This window comes from Enterococcus florum (genome assembly GCF_004309355.1).
Classification (GTDB): domain Bacteria; phylum Bacillota; class Bacilli; order Lactobacillales; family Enterococcaceae; genus Enterococcus_A; species Enterococcus_A florum.
This window is the reverse complement of record NZ_BJCC01000042.1, coordinates 1-21261: the sequence shown is the minus strand read 5'-3', so window position 1 is coordinate 21261 and position 21261 is coordinate 1. Positions and strand designations below refer to the sequence as shown.

The 21261-nt window shown below is 42.8% G+C and carries 23 protein-coding genes and 1 pseudogene; 20 read left to right on the top strand and 4 right to left on the bottom strand.

What is annotated here, in order from left to right:
- Window positions 1–8 precede the first annotated feature (8 nt).
- The 13 genes and pseudogenes from NRIC_RS18615 (at window position 9) to NRIC_RS18555 (ending at window position 11073) form a co-directional block, all read left to right on the top strand.
- Window positions 9–1064 (top strand): zinc-binding dehydrogenase, encoded by a 1056-nt coding sequence (locus tag NRIC_RS18615; protein ID WP_146624225.1) that lies wholly within the window; start codon window positions 9–11, stop codon window positions 1062–1064.
- A 15-nt stretch (window positions 1065–1079) separates the two neighbouring features.
- On the top strand, window positions 1080–2096 hold the full coding sequence (locus NRIC_RS18610; RefSeq protein WP_146624224.1) for a 2-hydroxyacid dehydrogenase: 1017 nt from the start codon (window positions 1080–1082) through the stop codon (window positions 2094–2096).
- Window positions 2097–2117: 21 nt separating this feature from the next.
- Entirely contained in the window at window positions 2118–2513 is a 396-nt protein-coding gene (locus NRIC_RS18605) for a transcriptional regulator GutM (RefSeq protein ID WP_146624223.1), read from the top strand.
- Window positions 2510–3763: an NAD(P)H-dependent oxidoreductase gene (locus tag NRIC_RS18600; RefSeq protein ID WP_146624222.1), complete on the top strand. Its 1254-nt coding sequence runs from the start codon at window positions 2510–2512 to the stop codon at window positions 3761–3763. Before NRIC_RS18605 ends, NRIC_RS18600 begins: the two co-directional genes overlap by 4 nt.
- Before the next feature lie 2 nt (window positions 3764–3765).
- A complete protein-coding gene (locus tag NRIC_RS18595) occupies window positions 3766–4122 on the top strand; it encodes a PTS glucitol/sorbitol transporter subunit IIA (protein ID WP_146624221.1) in 357 nt (118 codons plus the stop codon).
- Between the two features lie 38 nt (window positions 4123–4160).
- Window positions 4161–5105 carry a sugar-binding transcriptional regulator gene (locus tag NRIC_RS18590; RefSeq protein ID WP_146624220.1) on the top strand — a complete coding sequence of 315 codons (945 nt, stop codon included), beginning with the start codon at window positions 4161–4163 and terminating at the stop codon, window positions 5103–5105.
- Between the two features lie 152 nt (window positions 5106–5257).
- Window positions 5258–5671: pseudogene (locus tag NRIC_RS18585) on the top strand (SDR family oxidoreductase); the annotation flags it as partial.
- Window positions 5672–6327: 656 nt separating this feature from the next.
- Window positions 6328–7578, top strand: coding sequence for an NAD(P)H-dependent oxidoreductase (locus NRIC_RS18580; protein ID WP_146624218.1), 1251 nt, complete (start codon window positions 6328–6330; stop codon window positions 7576–7578).
- A gap of 57 nt (window positions 7579–7635) precedes the next feature.
- Complete coding sequence (locus NRIC_RS18575; RefSeq protein ID WP_146624217.1) at window positions 7636–8016, top strand: transcriptional regulator GutM; 381 nt, start codon at window positions 7636–7638, stop codon at window positions 8014–8016.
- A 15-nt stretch (window positions 8017–8031) separates the two neighbouring features.
- A complete protein-coding gene (gene srlA / locus NRIC_RS18570) occupies window positions 8032–8565 on the top strand; it encodes a PTS glucitol/sorbitol transporter subunit IIC (RefSeq protein WP_146624216.1) in 534 nt (177 codons plus the stop codon).
- Window positions 8566–8580: 15 nt separating this feature from the next.
- Window positions 8581–9603: a PTS glucitol/sorbitol transporter subunit IIB gene (gene srlE, locus NRIC_RS18565; RefSeq protein WP_146624215.1), complete on the top strand. Its 1023-nt coding sequence runs from the start codon at window positions 8581–8583 to the stop codon at window positions 9601–9603.
- 28 nt (window positions 9604–9631) lie between these two features.
- Entirely contained in the window at window positions 9632–9985 is a 354-nt protein-coding gene (locus NRIC_RS18560) for a PTS glucitol/sorbitol transporter subunit IIA (RefSeq protein WP_146624214.1), read from the top strand.
- A 98-nt stretch (window positions 9986–10083) separates the two neighbouring features.
- Window positions 10084–11073, top strand: coding sequence for a sugar-binding transcriptional regulator (locus NRIC_RS18555; RefSeq protein WP_146624238.1), 990 nt, complete (start codon window positions 10084–10086; stop codon window positions 11071–11073).
- Window positions 11074–11144: 71 nt separating this feature from the next.
- Here the strand turns inward: NRIC_RS18555 and NRIC_RS18550 are convergent, their stop codons facing one another.
- The gene (locus NRIC_RS18550; protein ID WP_227873854.1) at window positions 11145–12065 is read right to left on the bottom strand and encodes an alpha/beta hydrolase; all 921 of its coding nucleotides are present in this window, start codon (window positions 12063–12065) and stop codon (window positions 11145–11147) included.
- Between the two features lie 165 nt (window positions 12066–12230).
- Here NRIC_RS18550 and rbsK point away from each other — a divergent pair, with 165 nt between their 5' ends.
- A complete protein-coding gene (rbsK, locus tag NRIC_RS18545) occupies window positions 12231–13136 on the top strand; it encodes a ribokinase (RefSeq protein ID WP_146624212.1) in 906 nt (301 codons plus the stop codon).
- A 74-nt stretch (window positions 13137–13210) separates the two neighbouring features.
- Window positions 13211–13513 carry a hypothetical protein gene (locus tag NRIC_RS18540; RefSeq protein WP_146624211.1) on the top strand — a complete coding sequence of 101 codons (303 nt, stop codon included), beginning with the start codon at window positions 13211–13213 and terminating at the stop codon, window positions 13511–13513.
- Between the two features lie 38 nt (window positions 13514–13551).
- Here NRIC_RS18540 and NRIC_RS18535 read toward each other — a convergent pair whose 3' ends face one another.
- Window positions 13552–14733: a NupC/NupG family nucleoside CNT transporter gene (locus NRIC_RS18535; RefSeq protein ID WP_146624210.1), complete on the bottom strand. Its 1182-nt coding sequence runs from the start codon at window positions 14731–14733 to the stop codon at window positions 13552–13554.
- Window positions 14734–14935: 202 nt separating this feature from the next.
- On the opposite strand from NRIC_RS18535, the gene NRIC_RS18530 reads away from it, so the two are divergent.
- The 3 genes from NRIC_RS18530 (at window position 14936) to NRIC_RS18520 (ending at window position 17741) form a co-directional block, all read left to right on the top strand.
- Window positions 14936–15571, top strand: coding sequence for a GntR family transcriptional regulator (locus NRIC_RS18530; protein WP_146624209.1), 636 nt, complete (start codon window positions 14936–14938; stop codon window positions 15569–15571).
- A 420-nt stretch (window positions 15572–15991) separates the two neighbouring features.
- The gene (locus NRIC_RS18525; RefSeq protein WP_146624208.1) at window positions 15992–17032 is read left to right on the top strand and encodes a saccharopine dehydrogenase NADP-binding domain-containing protein; all 1041 of its coding nucleotides are present in this window, start codon (window positions 15992–15994) and stop codon (window positions 17030–17032) included.
- Window positions 17033–17117: 85 nt separating this feature from the next.
- A complete protein-coding gene (locus NRIC_RS18520) occupies window positions 17118–17741 on the top strand; it encodes an SAM-dependent methyltransferase (RefSeq protein WP_146624207.1) in 624 nt (207 codons plus the stop codon).
- A 170-nt stretch (window positions 17742–17911) separates the two neighbouring features.
- Here NRIC_RS18520 and NRIC_RS18515 read toward each other — a convergent pair whose 3' ends face one another.
- Entirely contained in the window at window positions 17912–18883 is a 972-nt protein-coding gene (locus NRIC_RS18515; RefSeq protein ID WP_146624206.1) for a sialidase family protein, read from the bottom strand.
- A gap of 168 nt (window positions 18884–19051) precedes the next feature.
- Between NRIC_RS18515 and NRIC_RS18510 the strand changes: the two genes are divergently transcribed.
- Window positions 19052–19747 carry a response regulator transcription factor gene (locus NRIC_RS18510; RefSeq protein ID WP_146624205.1) on the top strand — a complete coding sequence of 232 codons (696 nt, stop codon included), beginning with the start codon at window positions 19052–19054 and terminating at the stop codon, window positions 19745–19747.
- Window positions 19740–21035 (top strand): sensor histidine kinase, encoded by a 1296-nt coding sequence (locus NRIC_RS18505; protein ID WP_146624204.1) that lies wholly within the window; start codon window positions 19740–19742, stop codon window positions 21033–21035. The genes NRIC_RS18510 and NRIC_RS18505 overlap by 8 nt, the downstream gene beginning before the upstream one ends.
- Window positions 21036–21152: 117 nt before the next feature.
- Here NRIC_RS18505 and NRIC_RS19925 read toward each other — a convergent pair whose 3' ends face one another.
- A complete protein-coding gene (locus tag NRIC_RS19925; RefSeq protein ID WP_227873710.1) occupies window positions 21153–21257 on the bottom strand; it encodes an IS3 family transposase in 105 nt (34 codons plus the stop codon).
- Between the last annotated feature and the right edge of the window lie 4 nt (window positions 21258–21261).

The window sequence follows — 21261 nt, the reverse complement described above, 5'->3', positions numbered from 1 at the left end:
AAAGGGATATGATTCCTGAAAAAATTAAGTTTGGCTGCTTACTCGAAAAAGGAGTGGCTGAGGTAAAAGAAATGAAATTGCCAGAGCTCAAGGAAGATGAGCTTCTTGTTAAACAAGAAGCCTGCAACATCTGTACAACCGATTACCAGCAATGGTTGGGATTACGGGAGCATCAAGGCTATCCTATGGCAGGTGGACATGAATGTTCAGGAACAGTGATTGCTAAAGGAGCTGCTGTTGGCGACATTTACGAAGTTGGCGACAAAGTCAGCGTCGTCTATGACTATTGCGGCTATTGTGATGAATGCAAACACGGGGAGGTAACCAGCTGCGAAAACATCAAGCAGTTCGGTAAAAATTACTCAGAGGAATATTACGGGATCTTCGGCTTTGCCAACTACTTTATCCGCAAGGCCAAAAGCTTTGTGAAAATGAATCCGGAATTGCCGGCTTCAGAAGCGGCCTTTGTTGAACCCTTATCATCTGTGATTCAAAACATGAAGAAGCTTCGGGTCAAATCTGGTACGGATACAGTAGTTGTCATCGGTGCTGGAACAATGGGCCTGTTGAACGCGGAAACAGCGCGGGCCTTTGGGGCACGAGTAATTGTCTCTGAATTAATGGAGAAGAAATTGAACGTTGCTCAAGAGATGGGTTTTGAAACCATCAATCCCAAAGAAGTAGACGCAGTTGCTAAGGTAAAGGAGTTAACTAACGGCAAGGGAGCCGATATCGTAGTCGTGGCCGTTGGTGCTACTGCAGCGAATAATCAGGCCTTAGAAATGGTGAAGCCCAAAGACGGAAAAATCTCTATGTACGCAGCGGGCTATCCTGCACCGGACATGGATGTTGATCCTAACAAGATCCATTACATGCGTTTAGAGCTGATTGGCACCTATGGATCGACCTTAGAAGACTTCGCTGATGCTGCGGAAATGTTAAACACTGGTCGAGTGGATGTTTCCAAATTGGTAGAAACCCACATTCCGTTAGCCGATATTCAAGAAGCCTTCAAAACTGCAAGTACCCCAGGCAACTTCCGGGTGTCTGTCACATTAAATTAGATAGGAGTTTAGGAAATGGCAAAATGTTTAGCAATCGCAGACCTTTTCATCGATCAAGAAATGATGGAAAACGGCTTGGCACTTTTAGAAGAAAAAGGGATTACTGTTGAGGTAAAGAACTGGCAGCATGAGGATTTAGAGGCGCTGCAAAAGGACAATATTACGCTGGAAAAACAAGGCAGTGAAGCAGTTGACCTGTCAGAGGAATTACTAGCAGGAATTGAAGAATACGATTATATCATTACGCAATTCGCGCCGATTGGTAAAAAAGTAATTGATCGGGCGAAAAACTTAAAATTCATCGGTGTGCTGCGGGCAGGGATTGAGAACGTTAACCGCAGCTATGCTGAAGAAAAGGGAATCACGGTCTTTAACACACCTGGCCGCAGTGAAACCAGCGTGTCAGAATATGCAGTCGGCTTAATGCTATCAGAAATCCGCAATATTGCACGAGCAGATCGCAAACTTCGCAACGGTGAATGGGAGAAATACTATCCCAACGGTGTATTGGCTCCCGAATTGAAGGAGTCGGTAGTCGGTTTAGTCGGCTATGGTGCTATAGGTCAAAAGGTAGCCAATTTGGTTCGGCCATTTGGTGGCAAAATCATCTTCTTTGATGATTATTTCACCGGGGAAACGCCAGATACGCAGGTTTCATTAGAGGAATTAGTTCGTCAGGCCGACATTATCTCCATGCACTACCGACTAACGCCTGAAACCAAAAATATGTTAAACAAAGAACACTTCAAAAAGATGAAGTCCAATGCGGTGGTGATCAACAGTGCTCGTTCTGGTTTAATCAATGAACAAGATTTAATTGAGGCTCTGCAAACCAAAGAGATTACGGGAGCTGCTGTCGATGTTTTTGAACAAGAACCGTTGCCAGCAGATCATCCTTATCTAACGTTGGAAAATGTAACCATTACCCCGCATATTGCTGGATCAACGATTGGCAACTTTGCCAACTCACCGAAAATTCTGGCAGCACGAATGGTAAATGAGTACTTGCCAACGTCTATGTCTACAAACTAATTCATTAAATAGGAGAAAACTATGATTGATCTTCGCTTGGTATTCGTCATTATCGCGTTACTGATGGTAAATCTCGCTACTTCTATGAGTCATGCCAGTTATTATCGCAAAACACTGCGAAGCATGATGGCACAAAAGCAAGAAGGCTTTCTTGGTGTAGGGATGGCTAACAGCAAGTTAAAAGCACGAATGATTACGTTGATGCTGGCTGACAAAGACGGGGTGATTGCTGATTGCCAAGTGATGACTGGTCTAACAGTTTTTGCCAAATTCAAAACCTGTCAGGAGCTAATCGGCTGCAGTATCCAAGATCTGCCAGCAGAAATGCAAAAGCGTAAGTATAGAGCTTCCGTCGAAGAAGCGATTAAATTAATTCAACTTGAAATGGACAATAAAAAATCGGAGGGAACAACATGACACTTTATGGAGAACTGTTAAAACGTCAACAAGAAGGAAACCCAATTCGCGTCGGAGTCGTCGGAGCTGGACAAATGGGACGTGGAATGATTGCCCAAATCGCTACGATCCCTGGCATGATCGTAACCGGGGTTAGTGATCTGTTCGTAGAAAATGCAGAGAAAGCCAAAGAGGCGTACTTAGCTTCATCAGAAGTGAAAAATGACCTGCTGGTATCGGCTGATTTTAAGGAGATCATTCACTCTGATTTGAATGAAGTAATTGTTGATGCCACTGGTGTTCCTGAAGTCGGCGCCAAAATTGCGCTGGAAACCTTAATTGCGAAAAAACATCTGGTCTTGTTAAATGTTGAAATCGACATTACCATCGGACCATTGATGCATAAATTATATGATTCAGCCGGTCTGGTTTACACCGGCTCTGATGGAGATGAACCAGCAGCAACTACCGAGTTATTTGAATTTGCCAAATCGATGGGAATGGAAGTCCTAGTTGCCGGAAAAGGTAAGAACAACAAATTAAAAACGACTGCCAATCCTGACACTGCAGCTGAAGAAGCAGCAGGTAAACACATGGCTGCACACATGTTGGCTGCTTTCCAGGATGGAACTAAAACGATGGCCGAGATGAACCTTTTGTCCAATGCTATCGGCTATATTCCAGACAAAGTAGGGATGCATGGTTTATCCGGTGATGTAGACTCAGTGATTAAGGATTTAGACTTGAAGGAAAAGGGCGGGGTTCTGTCTCAATATGGCGTAGTCGAATATGTGGATGGCTTAGCACCAGGCGTCTTTGTCATTGTTAAGGGACAAAATGCTGATGTAGCCGGTGAATTGAACTACTTAATGAAGAAAGGCGACAGAGATCATCACATTCTGTACCGTCCGTATCACTTAGCCAGTTTAGAAACACCCGTAACTATCGCCAAGGCTGTGCTGCAGCAGGATCATGCTATCATCCCAATGGGTGCGCCTATTTCTGAAACAGTAGCAGTGACTAAAAAGGACATTAAAGCTGGTGAAAAATTAGATGGAATTGGCGGCTATTGTGTTCGCGGCGTTTTGGAAACTCATGTCGATATGGAAGCCCAGGGGCACATTCCAATCGGTTTAATTTCCGGTGAAGTTGTCGCTAAGCGGGATATTAAAGCAGAGACCTTCATAACAGAAGAGGATGTGGAACTAGATCAAAGTACTTCCGTTTGGCAATTGCGCAAGCTGCAAGACGATACCTTTAAAGGAGCATAAGCATGCATCAAACAACCATTATTGAAATTGGATCAATTGTCGAGGATTTCGCTGAAGAATTTTTGCTGGTGCTGTTTGGACCTGAAGCAATGGCCGAATTGCGAGACATTTGTGTTATCCATGAGACGGACCAGCGACCGGCGGAAGCGTTGAAAAAGGGTGGTAAGCTGACAATCGGTACTCAGGAATACACCATTTTAGAGGTTGGCAGCGAAGCCAATCCTAATTATCAAGCCCTGGGACATATTTCCATCTACTTTAGAGACAGTGAAAACAATGAAATTCTGCCTGGAGCAATTTTAGTTGAGCCCAAGATATTTCCTAAGCTTGAGGTAGGAGACATTATCACCTTCAGTTAAAAGGGAAGTCCCAAGTCTAATATAAGGAGAACGTATCGATGGATATAATAGAAGAAAAAAATATTGTCAAAATGGCCTGCTTATATTATGAGGAGGGATTAACCCAAGCTCAGATTGCCAAGCAGGTGGGCGTTTCCCGCTCCTTGGTGTCTAAACTGCTGCTGGATGCCAAAGAAGAAGGCATCGTGGAAATTACGATTAACAGCAAAAACACCTATACGTCTTTGCTGGAAAGAAAGCTGGAAAAAAAATACGACTTGGTCTCTTCAATTGTGATTGATTCTAAAGATTTGACCATCGAAGAAATCGAAAAAATGACGGCCAAATCTGCAGCCTATTATTTAAACAAGCAGCTAAAGCACGCCAAAAGTGTCGGAATTTCTTGGGGCAAGGCCATTAGAAGAATGGTGGATTATTTTCCCTACAGCAACCATTCAGAGCTTTCCGTGGTTCCATTAATCGGTGGGATGGGGGATGACTTCGTGAACATTCATTCCAATCAGCTAAGCCATGATTTGGCTAAAAAGGTACGAGGCAAGTCGAAATATCTCTATGCACCGGCCCTGCTAGCCAACGAACAACTGGCAAATGCGCTGAAAAGCAACCCGGCGATTGAATCCGTATTGAGTGACGGCTTAAATGTAGATATTGCGGTGGTTGGGATTGGTAATCCTTATGAACGAAGCACCATGGAAGAGATCGGTTATCTTTCGCATGAAGATATCGAAGAACTCAGCTGCAATCAAATTGTCGGTGATATTAACTCTCGTTTCTACAATGAGCAAGGAGAAGAAGCGATTTGCAAGATCAATCAAAGCATCATTGGTGTAACGCTGCCTAACCTCCAACAGGTTCCTCAGGTTCTGACGATTGCCGCTGATGAAGGCCGGATCAAAGCGATCAAAATAGCGGTGGAGCATCAGCTGGTGAATGTCTTGATTACTACCGATGTAATTGCTTTAGCATTGTTAGCTGATGATTAGACTATTTTTACTCAAGCATCCCTGAAATTTCGGGGATGCTTTTTCTATGTCACCAGTAGGTCTTCAGGGATAGGAAAAGCAATTGTTGCTGGACTGCTGGCAGCAGAAGCAACCGTTATTAATGCGGACATTCACTCCAGTGTGCAGCTGCACGGGTTTTCTATCAAGCTGGCGCCGGCGTAATGATCAATATTTCCTCGGAAGCTGGCTTGGAAGATTCAGAAGGACAAAGTATTTACGCAGCAACTAAAGCAGCCATCAACAGTTTTACCCGTTCTTGGGCTAAGGAGCTGGGGGAATTCAACATTCGTGTAGTCGGCGTGGCACCGGGGATTATGGAAGAAACCGGTTTGCGCACTCCTGAATATGAGGAGGCCTTGGCCTATACTCGCGGAATTACGGTGGATACGCTGCGGAAAAACTATTCGAAGGTTTCGACTATTCCGTTAGGAAGAAGTGGAAAACTGGAGGAGGTAGCCAATGTGGTGAGTTTTCTATTGTCAGATCGAGCAAGTTACATCAGCGGTGTAACCGTTAACGTGGCTGGCGGGAAAACGCGAGGATGAGAAAGCAACAGCTAATCTGAGAAAAGTATTTTATTCTTTTCTCAGATTTTTTCTATGTAGAATTTTGGAAGTAATCGAATTTTTTGGCAAATTCTCTTACTTGTAGTGAACCTTTTCATCAAAAGCAGTTTTTGCAAGATATATAAATAGGCGTTAAATGACAAAGCAGTATGAATTTAGGTTCAATTTGCTTTTTTTTTACTCGTTTTTTATCGGAAAAAGCAGGCATTGTGTAAGCGTTCACAATAATTAGCGTAATTTCTCGTATTCCTATAGTTCTTTTGGGTTAATGATATTTTGATTGGATAAGAATGAGTAATTCTTTCAAGTGAATTTTTGATCAATCTTCTTATTTAAATGAATAGAAATGGGTTTTTCGAGAATAGCCATTTGAATATATAGTTATTTTATTTTGGGAAAAAGAGATAGTTTCATAAAAGTAAAACTGAATATTATTCTTGTTCTTAAATTATAAACGCGGATTATAACCTTTTCCATAAGGGTTTTCGCAATCGTGACATATGTTCCAATTAATAAAAAAAGTTCGGGCGTATGAAAGAAAGCGTTGACATGATTTTTTGTCATGTTATACTAAAGTTGTCTTTAGGCATATGACAGTTTAGTTGTCATATGACAATAATTTGGAGGGGTTCACAATGACACTTTATGGAAAGCTTTTGGAGAGAGAAAAGAACAATCAGCCAATCAAAGTCGGGGTAATCGGAGCAGGACAAATGGGCTTTGGGATGATCGCGCAGATTTCGACCATTCCTGGAATGGCAGTCACAGGCGTTAGTGATATCCATGTGGAAGCAGCCAAAAAAGCAGCGGAAGCCTACAATGCAAGTGCGGATAAGAAGGTCGATATTTTAACGAGTTCAGATTTTAAAGAAATTATTCATTCAGACCAAGTAGAAGTCATTGTAGATGCTACTGGTGTACCTGAAGTTGGCGCACAAATTTCCTTAGAGACATTGCTGGCGAAAAAACATTTGGTTTTATTAAATGTTGAAGTAGACATCACCATTGGACCTCTGATGAAGAAAATGTACGATTCAGCTAACTTGATTTACACGGGTTCTGACGGAGACGAGCCGGCAGCAACCACAGAATTGTTCGAATTTGCCAAGAGCATGGGGATGGAAGTCTTAGTCGCTGGTAAAGGCAAGAACAACAAATTGAAAGTCAGCGCAAATCCAGACAGTGCACAAGCAGAAGCAGATTCAAAGAATATGTCCAGTCACATGCTGGCGGCTTTCCAGGATGGCACAAAAACCATGGCAGAAATGAACTTGCTGTCGAATGCCATCGGATTTGTACCAGATAAAGTGGGTATGCACGGAATCAGCGGCGATGTGGATTCAGTCATCAAAGATCTGGATACAAAAGAAAACGGTGGGATCTTAGACAAGTATGGTGTCGTTGAATACGTTGATGGATTGGCACCTGGTGTATTCGTTATTGTGAAAGGGCAAAATGACGGCGTACAGCACGAGTTAAGCTACTTAATGAAGAAGGGCGATCGCGATCACCATATCCTATACCGTCCGTATCATTTGGCAAGTTTGGAAACGCCAGTTACGATCGCGAAGGCAGTCTTAAATCATGATCATGCGATTGTTCCGATGGGAGCACCAATTTCTGAAACAGTAGCGGTAGCTAAAAAAGATATCAAAAAGGGTGAAAAGATCGACGGAATCGGCGGCTATTGTGTCCGCGGTGTCTTAGAAACCCATGCAGATATGGCGAAAAACGGCAACGTGCCGATCGGCTTAGTCGGTGGGACTTCCGTAGCCAAACGCGATATCAAGGATGGCACTTTCTTAACTTATGATGACATTGAAATCGATGAATCAACTACAGTATATCGTTTACGCAAACTGCAAGATTCAACATTCGGCGAGTAAGGCACAAGTAAGCAGATGGGGGCACACCCCTGTCTGCTTTTAGAAAGGAATACGCGTATGGGTAGATTTGTTATTCTTTTGGCCGTATTAATGATGCTGCAAAGTGTTTTGAGCATCGTTCAGGTCAAAAACTATCAACGTTTCATAAAGAAAATCACGACGGAGCAGGCCGGTTCGGATTATGATTTTTATACAGAAGTAGCCAAAGGCCGTTTGTTGCGGACCATCGTTGCCGTAGTGGTAGACAAAGAAGGTAAAGTCATTCAGTGTTACTGCTGCAGCGGATTAACCATCTTTGCAAAATTTAAAGAAGATCCTGCGTATCAAGGGGTGCACTTGGCAGAGTTTTACAGCAAGAATAATCAAGGAACACAAGTATCAAAAATAGAAGAAGCATTGTCAAAAATCTACTCACGGAAATTGGAAGCGGTTACCTAAAAGGAGGACATTATTATGAAATATATCGAATGGGCAGGAAAAAACTTTATCGGTTTGTTTGAAGCCGGCGGCGAACAGTTCATGGGCTATATGACTGGGATCGTTCCACTATTGATTGTATTGTTGACGTTTACGTATTCAGTTATTGCATTTATCGGGGAAGAACGTGTGGACCGGGCGATTCGCTATTGTTCCAAATATATGGTTTTACGCTATTCATTGATGCCGATCTTAGCCGTTTTGATGCTGACGAACCCGATGGCTTACACATTCGGCAAATTCGTTAAGGAAGAAGAAAAACCAGCATTTTATGATGCAGCAGTATCCTTTGTCCATCCAGTTACAGGGTTGTTCCCTTACGCTAACGCAGGCGAACTATTTGTTTACCTGGGGATTGCAAATGGGGTAATGGAAGCGGGCTATAGTCAATCAAGCTTAGCTGTTCGTTACTTCTTAGTTGGGGTAGTGGTCATCTTGATGCGAGGCATCGTGACCGAACGTTTGACGAAATTCATGATGGCTAAAGAAGCTAAAAAGGCGCAAGCATAAAAGGGAGGAAGCGGCATGTATAAAACAGTCTTTGTAAAACCGGGAAGTAAAGGTTGGGGTGTTGGATTGACCTTAGTACCAACAGATAAAAAGAATAAAGTTGTTTCAGTTACTGGCGGCGGCATCCATCCGGTGGCGCAGCAGATTGCAGATTTAACAGGCTGTCAAGCTTGTGACGGATTTAAAAATTCGATTCCTGAAGAGGAAACACTTTGTGCAGTCATCGATTGCGGCGGCACGGCACGTATCGGTGTGTATCCAATGAAACGTATTCCGACAGTGGATATTTTGCCATCTTCTCCTTCTGGTCCATTGGCCAAACACATCACAGAAGACATTTTCGTTTCTGGCGTTCGACCAGAAGATGTTGCTCTAGTAGAAGGTGAAAGTCCAGTGGCTTCTCCAGTGGTGGAAGCAACGATCACACCGGAAGAAGGACGCGAATCCGAAGAAGAATTCAGAGAAAGATATTCCAAAATCAAAGAAGAGCATGCACAGGAAGTCGCAAAAAAAGACAGCTTCTTGGTTCGATTTTCTCGCGGAATCGGTGGTGTCATGGGCACCTTCTACCAATCCGGACGCGATGCAGTCGATATGCTGTTGAAAAATATCATCCCGTTCATGGCCTTTATCAGTATGATGGTAGGGATCATCAACTATACAGGTATCGGCGATTGGTTGGCAAATGTCTTGTCGCCACTAGCAGGTTCATTGCCAGGAATGATCGCCTTGTCCTTGATTTGTACGATTCCGATTTTATCACCGATCTTAGGACCTGGTGCAGTAATCTCACAGGTAATCGGGGTATTGATCGGTACACAGATCGCTAATGGTTCTATTCCGGTACAATATGCATTGCCTGCTTTGTTCGCAATCAATGGACATGCGGGTTGTGACTTCATCCCGGTTGGTTTATCATTAGGTGAAGCAAAACCAGAAACAGTTGCAATCGGTGTTCCAGCCATCCTTTATGGTCGGATGTTGACTGGTTTCACCGCAGTGATCTTGGCTTGGTTAGCAAGCTTTGGTATGTATTAAAAAAAAGATGAATGGAGCGAGCAGCGGAATGGTAAAAACAAAAATCGTTGAAATCGGCAGCATGGTACCTGCCTTTGAAGAAGAGCAATTAGTGATTCTTTTTGGACCAACTGCCACTGCAGAATTAAGAGACATCTGCGTGATCCACGAATTTGAAGAAACACCTAGCGATACACTCAAGGTGGGTGGTAAAATAAAATTTGGAGACCAAGAGTTTACGATCAATGAGGTGGGTTCTCATGCGAATGCAAACTTTGAAGAGCTGGGGCATATCTCGATCTACTTCCGTAATGAAATCGGCGATGTTTTGCCTGGAGCAATCATTGTAAGCCCAGGAGAATTTCCGAAGTTCGAAGTCGGCGACGTCATCGAAGTACTGTAAAGACAACGGACCTCCCTTGGGTTTAAGGGAGGTCTTTTATGGGTAAAAACCAAGGAGCTGGAGATCATCGGTTCTGTATAGAAGAAGGGGCGTTGGAAATGGAGTTAAGTCAAAATCATCGAGACCTAGTAAAGGTTGCCACCTTATACCACAAAGAAAATCTGAAACAATCAGAGATCGCCAAGCGGTTAGGAATTTCCCGTTCGCTAGTATCAAAGTATTTAATCGATGCCAAACATCAGGGGATCGTGGATATTTACATTAAAAGCGAAAGCGCTTACTCTGTCGATCTGGAATTACAGCTGGAGGACATTTTCGGATTGACGAAGGCGGTCGTTTTAGATACCAGCAACCTGAGAGCAAATGAGATTGAAAAGATCATCGTCCAAACAGCGATCACCTCCTATAAGAAAGACATCGCCAAGGCAAAAACGATTGGGTTGTCCTGGGGTAAGGTACTGCGGCGTTTCGTAGATGAATACCCATATGAAAACCATCCGGATGCAACGATCACCCCGCTGATCGGCGGGATGGGCTCCGATTATGTCGATATCCACTCCAACCAGCTAGCCTATGATTTTGCTCGAAAATTAAGGGCAAAATGCAAATTTTTATACGCACCCGCCTTAGTTGACAATCCTCTGATTCGCGAAAATTTGATCGAGAACGCTGCCATCAAAGATGTACTCGACACGGGTCGCAATGTTGAACTGGCGATTGTCGGATTGGCTTCTCCTTTTTCCTCAAATAACACCATGACAGAAATTGGTTATATCGGTCAACCAGATATTGATGAATTGGAAACCTGTGGTGTCATTGGAGATATCAATTCCAAATTTTTCAATGCCGATGGACAAGAGGCAAATTGTACAATCAATGAAAATGTGATCGGTGTCAGCTTGGAAGACATTCGCAGGATTCCGAAGGTTGCCACGATTTGTTACGAGGACACCAAAAAAGAGGTGTTGTATGTAGCAACGGAGACCGGGATTTTTAACTGTGTCGTTGTGACAGATGTATTGGCAGAATACTTGATTGCTAAAAAGAAGGAAGAAAATCAAAAGGCAAGAAAGTACCAAGAAACCTAGAGAAAATAAACCAAGCTAAGGGTTTTTCATTGTCGGAAAAATCCTTGGCTTGGTTTTATTCTTTCGTTGATTTACGGATGCTTTTCGAGAAAGGCTTGTACCCTTTTTTTGTATTCTTCCGGCGCTTTTGATAAAGCTTGTGCATGCTTTGCACCTTTGACGACAAATTTTTCTTTTGGTGCATCCGTGGCCTGATAGACCTCGTTCAGCATGTAAAAAGGGACAAAATCGTCCTTGTCTCCATGGATAAACAGCATCGGTGTCTGATTTTTCTTCAATTGCGAAACGGCATCCGCTTCACCAAAAAAGTATCCTGCCCGAACCTTGGTTACTAAACTAGTCACTGGGATTAGTGGAAAGGAAGGAAGCCCAAACATTTGCTTTAATTGAAAACTGAGCTCGTCCTTCGCGGAAGTATAGCCGCAATCCTCAATGATGGCTCTCACATTTTCCGGCATCTTTTCACCGCTGACCATCATGACAGTAGCAGCCCCCATGCTTTCACCGTGGAGCACAATGCGTTCATCCGAATGCGTTTCAGCCAATACCTGATCGATCCAGTGAAGATAATCCATTCGTTCATCCCAGCCAAAGCCGACATAATCCCCCTCGCTTTTTCCGTGCCCGCGGGCATCTGGAATCAGTACATTGTAGCCAAGCTGATGGTAAAGGTCAGCATATTGTGCCATGTTCTCTGCCTGACCCATGTAGCCGTGAGCAATGATCGCGGTTTTTTTCTGGTCTTGCTCAGCAGGAAGATAAATCGCTGACAACGTGAGGCCATCCTCCGACTGGATCTGCCATTCGGTTCGTTGAGGGTCTTCGGCCATCCATTTTTCTGCTTGAACTCGTTCCTCTGAATTTGAACCGCCTCCGATAAAGTCTTTTTCCTCTGGTACGACGGCGTAGTTGTAAAAGTAATTTCCTGCGGCGATTAGTGCGATGAACAAAACCACAAGAAGACCAATTAAAAACTTCCATCTTTTTTTCAAAGTAAGTACTCCTTCGCTTCGTCTTCTTGAAGTATAGAAAAAATGAAGTGGAAGTGCAAGACAAATGGAATCACAAAGCCTATTCTCATTCAAAAAGCTCAAACCAGCGAGTATAATCAAGATGTATGCTACGCTATTAAAAAAAGTTAGAAGGTAGGTGGTTGAATGAATCATGTCACAGTCGTCGGCAGTATCAACTTGGATACAACGCTGCGTGTAAAAAAAATGGCTAGACCGGGAGAAACGATCCATACCTCAACCATTTTCATGTCAGAAGGTGGAAAAGGAGCGAATCAAGCGGTTGCTGCGAAACGGGCAGGCGCAAGGACTGCTATGATCGGTGCCGTTGGAAAGGACGCAGCTGGGGAAAAGATGCTGAATCAGTTAGTACAAGAAGGCATTGATTGTCAAGGGGTTGCTGTATTAGAAGACACGGTAACTGGTCAAGCGTTTATTACAGTTAATGACCAAGGGGAAAACAGTATTATGATCCATGGTGGTGCCAACGTTGCATTTACTCCAGCGGATGTCCGCAGGCAGAAACAATGTTTGCAGCGGAGTGACTTTGTGATCGCACAATTCGAGAGCAGCATCGATTCAACGATCGCAGCCTTCCAGATCGCTCGTAGGTGCGGCATTAAAACAATTTTGAATCCAGCTCCTGCAAGGAAGAAAGTGCCCGAGGAATTATTGTCCTGTACAGATTTAATCGTACCCAATGAGACCGAAACAGAAATAATGACGGGCGTGACTATTCAGGACGAATCAAGTATGGTGAAAGCCGCAGAAATACTGCATCAGTTGGGAATCGAAGCAGTGATCATCACATTAGGCAGCCAAGGAGCCTTTTATGATATTGAGGGAAAAAGAGGTCTTGTTCCCGCATTTTCAGTTCAGGCTGTTGATACGACTGCAGCGGGAGATACGTTTATTGGCGCCATGAGCAGTATTTTAAAAAAGGATTTCAGCAATATTCAAGAAGCTGTGTGTCTTGGCTGCAAGGCTTCTTCATTAGCTGTCCAACGACTAGGCGCTCAGCCGTCGATTCCGTTTCTTGATGAAATGTTATAGCCAAGCGCTATCATTACCACTTTTCTTCAAGTTCTTTTACAATAAAGACAGGAACTGAAGGAAGGATGAAAAGCATGGTACTTGAATATTTTGATGGACAAGCAAATTTTTTCGCAGATTATAAAGAGGCTGCCAACGAAAAAGACATCGACCAGCAAGCAGTGATCAACAAAGTCATGGATCAGCTGAACGAAGCACCAGAAGATGAAAAACTAACCTTTGTGTTATCTGGAGACCAAACAAAGAGTGGGCATTCGGTCACTTTCCCATTTCGTAAAGAGTTGGTTGCGAGAGATCCAGATGCAGCTGTTGATACACTCTTTTTCTATGAAGGAGCCCCTTATGAAGTGGACCTAGTTGAAGATGAACAACCTTAAAAGAAGCTTGGAACTTTTCTCGTTCCAAGCCTCTTTTTTTAAAAAATCAGTCCTGTGATGATGGCACTTAGAAAGCTGACCAGAGTAGCACTTAATAAAATTCGCAAACCGTTTTTGGCAATCAGGTTGCCTTTTTCTTCATTCAAGCCTTTCATGGCGCCAGAAATAATTCCAATAGAGGAAAAATTGGCAAAAGAAACCAAAAAGACCGAGAGGACAGCAGTTGTCCGCGGACTAAACGTCCAGTCTCCTTGGGCTAGCTGAGTCATGGCTACGAATTCATTGGTAACCAATTTCGTTGCCATGAGGCTGCCTACATCCACTGCTTCTTTCCAGGGAATCCCGGTTAGGAAGGCAAACGGAGCAAAAACAAAACCTAGTAATTCTTGGAAAGTCCACCCAGTTACCTTAGCGAAGATAAAATTGATCATGGCGATCAAAGCGACAAAGCCGATCAGCATCGCTGCGACAGTAATAGCGACCTGAAAACCATCTAAAATGTATTCTCCCAGCATCTGGAAAAAAGTTTGTTCCTGATCGTTTTCGACCAACAGCTCATCTTCTTTTTCCTCCAGGCTGTACGGATTAACAATCGAAGCAATGATAAAGCCGCCGAAGAGATTCAAAATCAGAGCAGTAATCACATACTGAGGCTCTAACAAAGACATATAGGAACCGACAATGGACATTGAAACAGTCGACATAGCAGAGATACCCATGGTGGTCAGACGCTTCTCACTCAAAAAAGGCAACTCTTTTTTCAATGAAATAAAAACTTCAGACTGGCCAAGAATCGCCGATGCAATTCCATTATAGGATTCCAATTTGCCAAGTCCATTCAATTTGCTCAAACCAAGTCCGACCCATTTCATGAAAAGGGGCAGAACCTTGAGATAACGTAAAATTCCGATAATCGCAGAAATAAATACGATCGGCATCAGAACGGTTAGAAAGAAAGGTGCGGAACCTTGATTGACGATCCCGCCAAAAACAAAATCGACACCAGATTGCGCAAAACGAAGTAATGCCGCAAAAAGGTCTGCAACCCCACCTACCAAGGTCGTCCCCACCGTGGTACGGAGTAAAATAAATCCTAACAAAAACTGCAAAACCAGCATGAGAAAAAGCGAACGCAACGAAATCTTTTTTCGATCCGCACTAATCAACCAGCTGAGACTTAAGACGAGAAGCAGTCCAATCAGCCCAAAAAGAATATGCAAAAAAATCCCTCCCTAAAAAAATCCTGAATCAGCGTATGCTTTTTTGATCAAAAAAGCGAGGATCAGCCTTTCCCAACCGGGCTATTTTAAAAACTTCTTAGCAGGAAAACACTAACAAGTTAATCAGACGATCTATTTTTAGTGGGCAAAGCAGTCCGTAATATGCTATGCTTTGAAAAAACAGCAAGTAAGAAGGACGACCATGGAAAAGGAAAAACAGCGGGTATTTTTGCCCCGTTATCAGCAGGTAGCCATCGGAATCGCTGAACGAATCGCTGGAAAACAGTATGCAGTCGGTCAGAAAATTCATGCCCGTTCGACATTGGCGAGTAATTTCAATGTCTCGCCTGAAACTGCTCGAAAGGCGATCAATGTGCTAGTCGATCTGGGGATCATGGAGGTGCGGCACGGCAGCGGGGCGTATGTGCGTTCTAGAGAAAAGGCGCAGGTTTACCTGGAAAGATACAAAGATGTGCAATCGATCCAAGAGATCAAACGAGAGATCCAAGAAAGTGTCGAACAACAAAAGCGCGAGCTGGACAATTTTTCGCAATTGCTGGATACATTGGTTTCGCAAACAAAGCGTGCGCATAACTTTGCGCCGTTCACCCCTTTTGAATTGCTGCTGACGAATCAAGCAGCCCATTTAGATACGACGATCAATGAATTGAATATTTGGCATGAAACAGGGGCAACGATCGTGGCGATCCAGCAAACCGAGGAACTGCTAGTCTCACCAGGGCCGTATGCAAAATTGTGTGCTGGAAACACGATTTATTTTGTAGGAAGCGAGTTGAGCTTCCAGCGAATGCAGCATTTGTTTTATCCGGAACAGTAAGAAGTTAGTCCAAGAGTCTTTCTCTAAACCAACTAAGTGGCATTTGAACTGGGAATACGTAGAGACAAAAAACAAAACAGCGGATGGAAGAGGCAAATCATTTTTCAATCTACCAACAACGAAAAAGTGATGCGGAACCTGTTTTCGGAACAGCCAAAACTAAGAGTTCACACGAAGTACGTGAAGGATCACCTGATTTTCATTTTTTAGAGAAGAATAGCCACCCAAAACTTGAGAAAAGGTTTTGGGTGGCTATCTTTACTTTTAAAGTTTAAGTAGAAGAGCAAACATCTAGCTAAAATAGATAAGTTTCTTCGCCATATGTAAAAAAGACTAGAATTAGAAGTCTAGGTCTTAAGCCTCTGTTTCAGCATTCTGATAAATGGGATAATGATTAAAATAAAATGAAGAGGTGAAGGAATGAAGGGCTCTATCGTGGTTATCGGTGCATCAGGCAGTATGGGTTTTAAAATCTGTCAAGCAGTGTCTGAATTACTGCCAAAGCAGCACATTGTTGTTGGAGATTACAAGCTAGAACGAGGAGAACAGACAGCAAGAAAATTATCCAATGCTAGTGCCGCTTACGCCGACAGCAAGAATGCATCTAGTATTGAACAATTAGTCAAAAGTGGACCAGCTTGTGTGGTGGTGGCAGTAAAGCAAGAGGAACCAGTAATCCAAAAGCTTTGTTCTCAAAATAATATTCCATGCATCGATATTACTACATTTAGTACATTCACAAATAAAGTAGAACAGCAGTTGCCTGAAAAGACAAGTGCTTCGATAGTTATGGCTGGTTTCTTTCCCGGTATGTCTGGAATAGCAGTAAAGCGAGTAATCGCAGAGTTTTCTCAGGTGGATCATGCAGCAGTCAATCTGCTGCAGAATACACAAGCGAATGTAGGCTTAACCGGTATGCGGGATATGTTGAGGATTATTGCCAAACCATTACCGGGCGGACCTGGATTTTCGGAAAAACATTCTGTCTGCGTAGAGAATAAGCCGTACCAGCTGCGAAAAATCCATCATGATGAGCAGTTGATTTTGCAAAAAAAGCTAGGAATTCCTGAAGTAACCTATCGTACTTGCTGGAACAGCGAGCCCATTAATAGCTTCATGTCAGTCATTGTTCATTGCCACCTGATTGATCCGCTGATTCATGCAATGCGCCGATTCAAAATAGATATGGATAAAGGGACGAAGGATGAAACGGCTTATCTGATTATTGAGGCGAAAGGAACAATCAACAATGAGCCGGCAGAAAGAAAGCTTGTCATTGAAGTGTTCTCGGACTACGGGATTACTGCTTGGACAACTGCATTGCTGGTAAAAAAGATTTTAGAAAATCCAGCTTTAACAGGTGTATGCTATCCGTTTGAAATTCTAGCGTTTAAAGAGATTTTGCAACTAGAAAGTTTAGGTAAACTGAAGTTCTTGGAAAGAGGAATCGACGTTGAGTAACTATTGAAATGGAGGAAATAGACTGACGGCATTTCACTTAAACGATGTAGTTCCATGGGGGAGAAGCCTTAAAGAGTACGCACAAATGTTTAATTTGACTACAGCAGATCTGAATAAAAAAATCGTTAGCTTTGCGGATGGTCCGGCTAGTTTTAATGCAGAAGCAAAAACAGCTGGGTATGATGTGACTTCGCTGGATATCGTCTACCAATTTTCAACTGCCGAAATCAAAGGAAGAATCAACGAAACAAAGGAAATCGTGCTGGAGCAAACGAGAAGAAATGCAGAGAACTACAATTGGCACGAGATTAAAGATATTACGGAACTAGAAAGTATTCGTATGGGTGCGATGGAAACGTTTCTGCAAGATTATGACCAGGGCAAGCGTGAAAAAAGATACCTCATCCATGAATTTCCTTATCAGACACCTTTTGCAGAGAATCACTTTGATCTAGGCCTGTGCTCTCATTTTCTTTTTCTCTATCCTGGGTTAGGTTGTTCCTTTCATCTAGAAACCTTGGAGGAAATGATTCGTATTTGCCAGGAGGTAAGAGTCTCTCCTTTAGTAGATTTGGATGGCACAAGGCCAGAATTTTTTCAGCGATTAATGGAGGAATTAGGAGAACGATATACAGTGGCTGTTTGCCAAACGGATTATGCGTTTCTTAAATCGGAGAATAGTTATTTGTCGATTATGAAGGCTGAATAGATACATGGTTAAAAAAGTTAGGGCATCCACCAAAAAACCTTCGATTCTAAGCCTGCAGCCTTAGAATTGAAGGTCAATTTATATCAGCATTAGTATTCGATGATGGTTTGTAGTCTGTTGCTTTTGGAGAAACTTAATGAATCATCGGATGACAAATGGTGTTTCTTTGGTTAGACGGAGGTTGCTTGGCCTTCACCTAGACCGTCCTTGTCTTCTTTTGGCAATAGTTCATCTGGAATCGACTCTAAAATGTCATCGATGTTGGGAATTTCGAAGCCTTCAGGTTTTTCTTCCGACCAGGTTTTGCCGCCGTCCGTTGAGTAGAGGGTTTTGCCATCTTCAGCTTGCTTCGTGATCACGGATTTCACTTGATCTGAGAAGCCTTCAGGAACTTCTTCTGACCAGGTCTTGCCACCATCCGTGGAGTAAAGGATTTTACCATCTTGGAATTTCATAGAGACGCCGCCTTCAACTGGAACAGTGAAACCGTTTTTTAGCCAATCTTCGACATCCTTTAATGGATCGGACCAGGTTTTGCCACCGTCCTCGGAATATTTCCAGCTGTTTTCTTTAGGATCAAATTCAGATAGTTTATTGCCGTCTTCACTTTGCCAAGTCAATTTCCCATTCTTATCGACCTCTACACCTTCAGGAACTTCCTCTGACCAGGTTTTGCCGCCATCTGAAGAGAATTTCCATTTGTCGTCTTCCCGCTTCATGACGATGCCTTTGCCGTTTTGATCATCGAATGGGAATTTGAAGATGTCGTCTTCAGAGTTATTATTGATGGTTTTGGATAGAGAATTTTTGTAGCGCAGCCGTCCGTCCTTATCCTCATAAATATCTTTTGGCGGTGTTCGGGTCCAGGAAATGCCCTCATCTGATGAAAATTCCCATTTTCCATTGTTTCTGCGAACCTTGACGTCTTCAGAGCTTACCTCCTGTTTTTCAGTTGAAGCATGCAAGTTAGCTTCTGCTTTTGCTCCGGTAACGGCCTTTCCAATATTGTAGGAAACCAGCGACAAACCGATCAAAACGGTTAGGATTACTACCCGAACACTAAAGGGAATATTTCCCAGAATACTGTTCCAGCGTTTACTAGGGTGTTCTTTTGATGAAAACTTGGGGTTCTTCTTGTTCATAGTAACGACCTCATTTCTGTAGTTTATATCCTGACTATAAGGGGCGAACCTTTAGCGAACCTATAATCATATGAAAAAGCTGGAGGTGGGTCCTTTCCTGTTATTCAAGATTCATTTTAGCTTGGTACGTTATAATAAGTAGAAAGAAAAAATAAAGGGGAAAATAGGATGAAACTTCTTTTAGTAGAAGATGAAAATATGCTGGCGGAAGCAACCGCTCAAATTCTTAAAAAAAATGGATATTCTGTCGATATAGCCGAAGAAGGCGAGTATGGACTGGATTGTTTAGTTTCTGGAATATATGATCTGGCTGTTTTAGATATTATGCTGCCGAAGAAGGATGGCTTAACCATCTTAAAGGAGGCTCGGGAAGCGGGGATCGATACCCCGATTCTGATGCTGACGGCCAAAGGGGAGCTGGAGGATAAAGTGGAAGGCTTGGAGCTTGGAGCGGATGACTATCTAAGCAAACCGTTTCATTATCAAGAGCTTTTGGCTCGATTGAAAGCCTTATGGCGCCGCAAGAAAAGCGAATACAAGGAAGGCGGCGTTCTTGCCTTGGGTGATTTCGAGCTGAATCCGTATACATTGCGTTTGATTACTGAAAAGCAAGAGGTGAATTTAACCAGAAAAGAGGCTAATATTTTGGAGCTTCTAATGAACAATTATCCGCAGCTTTCTTCTAAGGATCGAATTATCGAAAAGGTTTGGGGCTATGATTCCGATGCCGAATACAATCATGTGGAGATGCACATTTCATTGTTAAGAAGAAAGATGAAGCAGGCAGAAAGCTGTACCCAAATCAAAGTAATTCGCAATTTGGGTTATCTGTTGAAGTTTTCGGAGGGCAGACACAGTGATTAAACAATTTAGAAGCCGCTTAATAGAGATGACCACCGGTTTTGTGGCGATGATCCTAGTGATTGCTTTTGTTGTGATTTTTCTTACCAGCTATTTAAAAGTTCAGTCCGATAATTCCGACAAGCTGAATCAAGCCGAAGAGCTGAAGATTACTGGCGGAAAGGTTCAGTTTGATGATTCTGAAGAGGAAGCGTTTCAAATCAGTCGAATTGTTCCTGGAGGCGGTGTTTACTTTAACATGCTGGTGGATAAAGACGGGAAACCCATTATGATTGATTCGGCCCTGAAGCTGTCGAAAAAGGATTATAACAAGGCAGCTCAAATCGCTTGGAAAAATCAAGCAGGCGGAGTAACCAAAATCGGCAATCGTGAATGGCAGTATGTGGTAGCTCCGGCAATTGCCAGCCTGGATTATGAAGAAGGGGATAAAAATATCGGAGAAAATGACGAAACCTACTTGATGCGTTTTCTGGATGTGACGGACGCAAAAAAAAGTCTAAAAAACTTAGCATTAACCTTAGTGGTGGTTGGACTAGGGTTGTTGGTCTTTTTCTATCTGGTAGTTATTTACTTTACCAATCGAGCCATGAAGCCGCTGGAAGAAGCTTGGCAGACCCAGAAACAGTTTATCGCCAATGCTTCTCACGAGTTGAAAACTCCGCTAAGTATCATTTCAACGAATCTTGGTGTTCTATATTCCAGCAAAGAGGACACCATCGAAGAACAAATCAAATGGCTGGATAACATTTCCCGAGGAACCGATCGAATGAATGGTCTGGTAAACAAACTATTGACGATGGCAAAAACCGATAACATCTTCGAACCACTAAACTTTACTAAGGTTCGGGTAGATAAGCTTTTAGACGAAACACTTGATAATTATCAAGAAAAATTTGCTTCAAAACAACTGACGGTAAAACGAGAGTTAATCAAGATTACTGCTAAAACCGATGAGATTTTGCTAATGCAATTGTTTGAAATTTTCGTTGATAATGCCTACAAGTATACCAATGAGCAGGGAAGCCTTGAAGTCAGCATGGAGGAAGCGGGTAAAGAAACGATCATTCGCTTTAAAAATACTGGTGCAGGAATTCCTGAAGAAGACCTGCCAAGAGTTTTTGATCGTTTTTATCGTTCCAATGATGTTCGGCAAACCTATAACGACAGCTACGGCTTAGGATTATCAATCGCACAGAATATTATTGAACAAATCGGCGGAGACATTTCTGTAGCGAGTAAGGTGAACGAAGAAACTGAGTTTGTTCTTCATTTGATGCTGAAAAAAGAGTAGATAGAGAGACTGTAGATTTTGGTGCGCACCCCGTCAATAGGACAATGAAATAATATAAAAATTTTGTGGACTACTCATCCGATTAGATGGGTAGTTTTTTTTGATGTGTCTGGTGATCTACGCAGCTTTGTAGTAGTGATTGTGAAATTCCATTGGCGTCATTACCTGCAATTTTCGTTGGTAACGACCTGTATTATAGTATGTCATGTAGTCACGAATCATCGTG